5 protein-coding genes are annotated in these 6,660 nt (G+C 67.4%); 3 read left to right on the top strand and 2 right to left on the bottom strand.

Going from position 1 to position 6,660, the window contains the following annotated elements:
- Positions 1-1,233: chaperonin GroEL (gene groL, locus ADBZ5U_RS01285; RefSeq protein WP_526261560.1), on the top strand; the 1,233-nt coding region annotated here is incomplete at its 5' end.
- A gap of 124 nt (positions 1,234-1,357) precedes the next feature.
- On the opposite strand, the gene ADBZ5U_RS01290 is transcribed toward groL, so the two are convergent.
- Entirely contained in the window at positions 1,358-2,206 is an 849-nt protein-coding gene (locus tag ADBZ5U_RS01290; RefSeq protein ID WP_526261562.1) for an endonuclease domain-containing protein, read from the bottom strand.
- Positions 2,207-2,466: 260 nt separating this feature from the next.
- Between ADBZ5U_RS01290 and ADBZ5U_RS01295 the strand changes: the two genes are divergently transcribed.
- On the top strand, positions 2,467-3,000 hold the full coding sequence (locus tag ADBZ5U_RS01295; protein ID WP_526261564.1) for a phosphatase PAP2 family protein: 534 nt from the start codon (positions 2,467-2,469) through the stop codon (positions 2,998-3,000).
- Here the strand turns inward: ADBZ5U_RS01295 and ADBZ5U_RS01300 are convergent.
- The gene (locus tag ADBZ5U_RS01300; RefSeq protein ID WP_526261566.1) at positions 2,962-5,001 is read right to left on the bottom strand and encodes a prolyl oligopeptidase family serine peptidase; all 2,040 of its coding nucleotides are present in this window, start codon (positions 4,999-5,001) and stop codon (positions 2,962-2,964) included. The genes ADBZ5U_RS01295 and ADBZ5U_RS01300 overlap by 39 nt on opposite strands.
- Before the next feature lie 86 nt (positions 5,002-5,087).
- On the opposite strand from ADBZ5U_RS01300, the gene exaC reads away from it, so the two are divergent.
- Positions 5,088-6,611: an acetaldehyde dehydrogenase ExaC gene (exaC, locus tag ADBZ5U_RS01305; protein ID WP_526261568.1), complete on the top strand. Its 1,524-nt coding sequence runs from the start codon at positions 5,088-5,090 to the stop codon at positions 6,609-6,611.
- The last annotated feature ends 49 nt before the right edge of the window (positions 6,612-6,660 follow it).

Raw genomic sequence — 6,660 nt, forward strand, 5'->3', positions numbered from 1 at the left:
AAGTCGGCCAAAGAGGTCGAGACCAAGGAGCAGATCGCTGCCACCGCCGGCATCTCCGCCGGTGACCAGACCATCGGCGACCTGATCGCCGAGGCCATGGACAAGGTCGGCAACGAGGGTGTTATCACCGTCGAGGAGTCCAACACCTTCGGCCTGCAGCTTGAGCTCACCGAGGGTATGCGCTTCGACAAGGGCTACATCTCGGGTTACTTCGTGACCGACGCCGAGCGTCAGGAAGCCGTCCTGGAGGATCCCTACATCCTGCTGGTCAGCTCGAAGATCTCGACCGTCAAGGATCTGCTGCCGCTTCTGGAGAAGGTCATCCAGTCCGGCAAGCCGCTGCTGATCATCGCCGAGGATGTCGAGGGCGAGGCCCTGAGCACCCTGGTCGTCAACAAGATCCGCGGCACCTTCAAGTCCGTCGCCGTCAAGGCCCCGGGCTTCGGTGACCGCCGCAAGGCGATGCTGCAGGACATGGCCATCCTCACCGGTGGTCAGGTCATCAGCGAAGAGGTCGGGCTGTCCCTGGAGACCGCCGACACCTCGCTGCTCGGCCAGGCCCGCAAGGTAGTCGTCACCAAGGACGAGACCACCATCGTCGAGGGTGCCGGTGACTCTGAGGCCATCGCCGGCCGGGTCGCCCAGATCCGCAGCGAGATCGAGAACAGCGACTCCGACTACGACCGCGAGAAGCTGCAGGAGCGCCTGGCCAAGCTGGCCGGCGGTGTTGCGGTGATCAAGGCCGGCGCTGCCACCGAGGTGGAGCTCAAGGAGCGCAAGCACCGCATCGAGGATGCCGTGCGCAACGCCAAGGCTGCTGTCGAGGAGGGCATCGTCGCCGGTGGCGGCGTGGCTCTGCTGCAGTCGGCCCCGGCGCTCGACGAGCTGCACCTGACCGGCGACGAGGCCACCGGTGCCAACATCGTGCGCGTTGCGCTCGAGGCTCCGCTGAAGCAGATCGCCTTCAACGCCGGCCTGGAGCCGGGTGTTGTCGCCGAGAAGGTTCGCAACTCGGCCACCGGTGTCGGCCTGAACGCCGCCACCAACGAGTACGAGGACCTGCTCAAGGCCGGCGTCGCCGACCCGGTCAAGGTCACCCGCTCGGCGCTGCAGAATGCGGCGTCCATCGCGGCGCTGTTCCTGACCACGGAGTGCGTCGTCGCCGACAAGCCGGAGAAGGCCACCGCACCCGCCGGTGACCCGACCGGTGGCATGGGCGGTATGGACTTCTAAGTCCCCCAACGAAAAGTGCCCCGGCCGCAAGCGGCCGGGGCACTTTTCGTTGTCCCGCTGCCCTGGGCGCTCGAGCGTGCGGTTTCATGCGCAACACGCCGTCGCCCCGTGGAAATCCGCACACTCAGCGGCGGGAGAGGGCGGCACGAACCCGCGCGACGACGGCCGCAGGTGTGCGAAGCATGTCACTGCTGACCCGAATGACTATCCACCCCAACGCTTCCAGTGCCGCAAGTCGCTCGATATCCCTGCGGCGTTGTTGGGCGCTGGTCCAGTGCTGTGCGCCGTCGTACTCGACGGCTACCCGGTGTTCCGGCCAGCCCATATCGAGGTAGGCAACTCCGAATCCATACTCGTCAACGACACGGATCTGAGTCTGCGGTGCCGGGAGGCCGGCTCGGACGAGCATCAGTCGGGTGAGCGACTCGTACGGCGACTCGGCGCCGCCATCGACGAGCGCGATCGTCTCGGCGAGCCGGGAGATCCCGCGCGCGCCAGGGTGCCGAGCGGCGACTGCCTGTATCTCGGAAACCCCGAGGCGCGTTGCATTCATCAGCGCGTCGAGCCGCTGCACCCCCTCGGTGATCGGCAGGCGGCGGCCCAGGTCGAAAGCGGTGCGGGCGGCGGTGGTGACCGTCATGCCGTCGATCTCGGTCGTCTCGCGCTCCAGCAGCGTGTCGGAACGGACGGTGATCATCGCCGGGGCACGCCGGTTCGCGTGCACGAGCTCAGCGGGTTGGCCGGCCTCGATCCATCTGGCGCCGAGTAGGGCGGCGGCGGACACGCCGGCGACGACGGCATTCCCCCGGGACCAGAGGAACGCCGCGCGAGCCCGCTGAACTGCGGTCAGATCGATACCGCGTGGCGCGTAGACGCCGGGGTAGACGGCCACATAGAAGCGGCGGAGCTGACGGGCGGAGAGCCCGCCGGCGGCCAGGATTTCCGCGCCCCGGAACGGCCAGTCCTCGTCCATGGCGGCACAAGCTGCCAGGGCGGCATCGCGCCGTCACTTCGGCCGTGCGGATTTCTCCACAGGTACGGCGTGCTCCGTGCGAAACCGCACAGTCGGTCCCGGAGCGACGTGTTGCGTAGCGACTCCCACGGGTGCGGCCTCCCGCCGATCTGCTCGCCGGCCACTACCATGCAGTTCACCGATTCTCGACGACTGCCCCCAGCATCTGGGTCGGGCCGCCTACCTGAGAGGGATCGCACCTGATCAACGGGATCGACAGAGTGCTGCTGGGCTGGCCGATGGTCGGCCTGCCGCTGATGGTTCTGCTCGGCCTGGGTGTGCGCGGCGGTGCCACACCGGTCGACGCCTGGCTGCAGCAGGCCCACGGCACTCCGCTGAGTTCGCTGCTGGTCCTGACCGACCAGCGCACCGCCCAGGGACTGCTGATCGCGGCGGTGGTGGCCTCGCTCTACCGGCGGCTGTGGTCCCTGGTGCCGCTGATCGTCGTGGTGCCTGCTGTCGCCGTCCTGACCGCACGCTTCCTCAAGCCGGTTTTCGGGCGGTTCAAGGACGACACCCTGGCCTACCCCAGCGGGCACACCACGCTGATGGTGGTGTTGCTGGGGTTGCTGATCGTGGCCGTCGGGGTGCGTCGTTGGCTGGTGTGGGCGGCGGTGGGGTTCGCCACGTTGGGCATCCTCGGCCAGTCAGTCACCTACCACTATTTCACCGACGCGGTCGGCGCGTTGCTACTGGGCACCTCGCTGGTCTGCATTTCAGTGGCTGGTCTGCGCTGGATCCGCCGCCGGCTTTGAGTTGCCACCGAGCATGCGGTGCAGGAACGTCAACGCCAGCGCCGACTTGAAGGCTGTCTGCGCGTTGTCCGCCGCCCCGGCGTGGCCGCCCTCGATGTTCTCGTAGTACCGGACCGGGTGGCCGGCCTGCTCCAGGGCGGCGGTCATCTTGCGGGCGTGCCCGGGGTGCACCCGGTCGTCGCGCGTCGAGGTGGTGATCAGCACCGGTGGGTAGCGCTTGCCGGCGCTGATGTTCTGATACGGCGAGTATTCGCTGATGAACGCCCAGTCGTCCGGGTTGTCGGGGTCGCCGTACTCGGCGATCCACGAGGCGCCCGCCAGCATCAGGTGGAACCGCTTCATGTCCAACAGGGGGACCTGGCAGACCAGTGCGCCGAACAGTTCGGGGTACTTGGTGAGCATGACGCCCATCAACAAGCCGCCGTTGCTGCCGCCCTGGGCTCCCAGCCGGCCCGGCGTCGTGATCCCTCTTTGGACGAGATCCCTGGCCACAGAGGAGAAGTCCTCGGCGACCTTGTGCCGGTCCGCGCGCATCGCCTGGGTGTGCCAGCCGGGACCGTACTCGCCGCCGCCGCGGATGTTGGCCAGCACGTAGGTGCCGCCCCGGGTCAGCCACAGCCGTCCCAGGACGCCGCCGTAGCCCGGGGTCTGCGATACCTCGAATCCGCCGTAGCCGCCGAGCAGCGTGGGTCCGGCCCGATGCCCGCCTCGGGATCCCACCACGAAGTACGGAACCCGGGTGCCGTCATCGGAGGTCGCGAAATGCTGCGCCACTTCGAGATCGGCGGCATCGAAGAATTCCGGCGCCTGCTTGATCGCGGTCATCGCGCCGCCGGCCGTGCCGTGCAACAGCGTCGACGGGGTGAGGAAGCCGCTGGAGTCCAGGAAGATCTCTTCGCCGGTGTCGTCTGCGGCAACGATGACCGTGTTGCCACTGGGTTGCAGTCCGGGGACTGGTTCACGGGTCCACGACCCAGGCGTGACGATCTCCACCCGGCTTGCGACGTCGGCCAACGTCACCATCACCAGACGATCCCGCGTCCAGGCGTACTGGTGCAGGCAGGTGTGCGCGTCGGGCTCGAACACCACGGTTAATTCAGTTGTGCCCGAGAGGAATTCCTCATAGTCGGCTGCCAGCAGTGAGCCGGCGGCGAAGTGCGCGGTTCCGGTGTCCCAGTCGGTCCGCAATTCGATCAGCAGCCAGTCCCGGTGCACCGACACCGATGCGTCGGTGGGGGCGTCGATGCGGACCAGTTCCCCGGATCGGAGTTCGTAGCGCTCGTCGTTGAAGAAGTCGATCGCGCGGTAGATCAGCGTTCGCTCGTAGCCGGGCGTGCGATCCGCCCCGGCGGCCACCGTCACGTCGGTGCGTGATCCGGTGAACAGGATCTCGGCGTCGGCCAGCGGCTGACCCCGCCGCCAGCGCTTCACGATTCGGGGATAACCCGAGTCGGTCAGCGAGTCGGGGCCGAAGTCGGTGCCCACCAGCAGGGTGTCGTGGTCCTCCCAGGCGATGCGGGACTTCGCTTCGGGAAGTTCGAAACCACCGTCGGCGAATAATCTTGTGGCCATGTCGAATTCGCGGACAACCGACGCGTCGGATCCGCCGCGCGACAGAGAGACCAGCGCCAGCGAGTGGTCGGGTTCGATGACGTCCGCCCCGGCCCATACCCAGTTCTCCCCGTCCGCGCGGGCCAACTCGTCGACGTCGAGGATGACATCCCAGGCGGGATCCTCGGTGCGGTAGCTGTCCAGGGTGGTCCGCCGCCACAGACCCCGCGGGTTGGCCGCGTCGCGCCAGAAGTTGTAGAGGTACCCCCCGCGCCGGCGGACATAGGGGATGCGGGTGTCGGTGTCGAGCACCTCCAGTGCCTCGGCGCGCATCCGTTCGAACTCCGCGTCGGTGAACTCGGCGATGGTGGTGTCGTTGCGGCGGCGCACCCAGTCCAGGGCGTCCTCGCCGTCGATGTCTTCCAGCCAGAGATACGGGTCGTCGGCCATCCCGCCATTCTTGTCGGAGCGCCCGTGTCCCACCGGGACGGTAGTGTGAGCTGCGTTACATCCCGCCTCCGGAGAAGAGGATCTCGATGACGGTTTACGCACGTCCCGGTGCTTCCGACGCGCTGATGTCCTATGCGAGCCGGTACGAGAACTTCATCGGCGGCCGGTGGACCCCGCCAGCCGGCGGCCGGTACTTCGAAGCCCTCTCGCCGGTCAACGGTCAGCCGTTCTGCGAGGTGGCGCGATCCACCGACGCCGATGTCGACGCGGCACTGGACGCCGCCCATGCCGCCGCCCCGGCATGGGGCAGGACCTCGGTGGCCGATCGCGCCGTGCTGCTCAACAAGATCGCCGACGTGATCGAGGCCAACTTGGAGAACATCGCGGTGGCCGAGTCATGGGACAACGGCAAGCCGATCCGAGAGACGCTCAACGCCGACATCCCGTTGGCGGTGGACCACTTCCGCTACTTCGCCGGCGCCATCCGGGCGCAGGAGGGGTCGCTGTCGCAGATCGACGACGACACCGTCGCCTACCACTTCCACGAACCGCTGGGCGTCGTCGGGCAGATCATCCCGTGGAACTTCCCGATCCTCATGGCGGTCTGGAAACTGGCCCCCGCCCTGGCCGCCGGCAACGCGGTCGTTCTCAAGCCGGCCGAGCAGACCCCGGCGTCGATCATGTACCTGATCTCGCTGATCGCCGACCTGCTTCCGCCGGGGGTGGTCAACGTGGTCAACGGGTTCGGTGTCGAGGCCGGCAAGCCACTGGCGTCGAGTAACCGGATCGCCAAGATCGCCTTCACCGGCGAGACGACCACCGGGCGGCTGATCATGCAGTACGCCAGCCAGAACCTCATCCCGGTGACGTTGGAACTGGGCGGCAAGAGCCCCAACATCTTCTTCTCCGACGTGATGGCAGCCGCCGACGACTACCAGGACAAGGCGCTGGAGGGCTTCACCATGTTCGCCCTCAACCAGGGGGAGGTGTGCACCTGCCCGTCGCGCTCGCTGATCCAGTCCGACATCTACGACGAGTTCCTGGCGCTGGCGGCGATCCGGACCAAGGCCGTGCGCCAGGGCGACCCCCTGGACACCGAGACGATGATCGGCGCACAGGCATCCAACGACCAGTTGGAGAAGATCCTGTCCTACATCGAGATCGGCAAGAGCGAGGGCGCCAGAGTCGTCACCGGCGGTGAGCGCTCCGACCTCGGCGGGGACCTCTCCGGGGGCTACTACGTCCAGCCCACGATCTTCGCCGGGGACAACGCGATGCGGATCTTCCAGGAGGAGATCTTCGGGCCCGTCGTCTCGGTGACCTCCTTCACCGACTACGACGACGCCATCCGCATCGCCAACGACACCCTCTACGGGCTGGGCGCCGGAGTGTGGAGCCGAAACGGCAACGTCGCCTACCGCGCGGGGCGCGACATCAAGGCCGGGCGGGTCTGGACCAACTGCTATCACCAGTACCCGGCGCACGCGGCGTTCGGCGGCTACAAGCAGTCCGGCATCGGCCGGGAGAACCACAAGATGATGCTCGACCACTATCAGCAGACCAAGAACCTGCTGGTGTCCTACAGCGACAAGGCCGTGGGGTTCTTCTGATGAGCGCTTGCGCGAAGAACGTCGGGTTCTGATGAGCGCTTGCGCGAAG

Source organism: Mycobacterium sp. (assembly GCF_040398885.1).
GTDB lineage: Bacteria > Actinomycetota > Actinomycetes > Mycobacteriales > Mycobacteriaceae > Mycobacterium.

Coding starts and splice junctions, on each gene's coding strand:
- exaC (WP_526261568.1), top strand. CDS start 5,088: ATGACGGTTTACGCACGTCCCGGTGCTTCCGACGCGCTGATGTCCTAT.
- ADBZ5U_RS01300 (WP_526261566.1), bottom strand. CDS start 5,001: ATGGCCGACGACCCGTATCTCTGGCTGGAAGACATCGACGGCGAGGAC.
- ADBZ5U_RS01290 (WP_526261562.1), bottom strand. CDS start 2,206: ATGGACGAGGACTGGCCGTTCCGGGGCGCGGAAATCCTGGCCGCCGGC.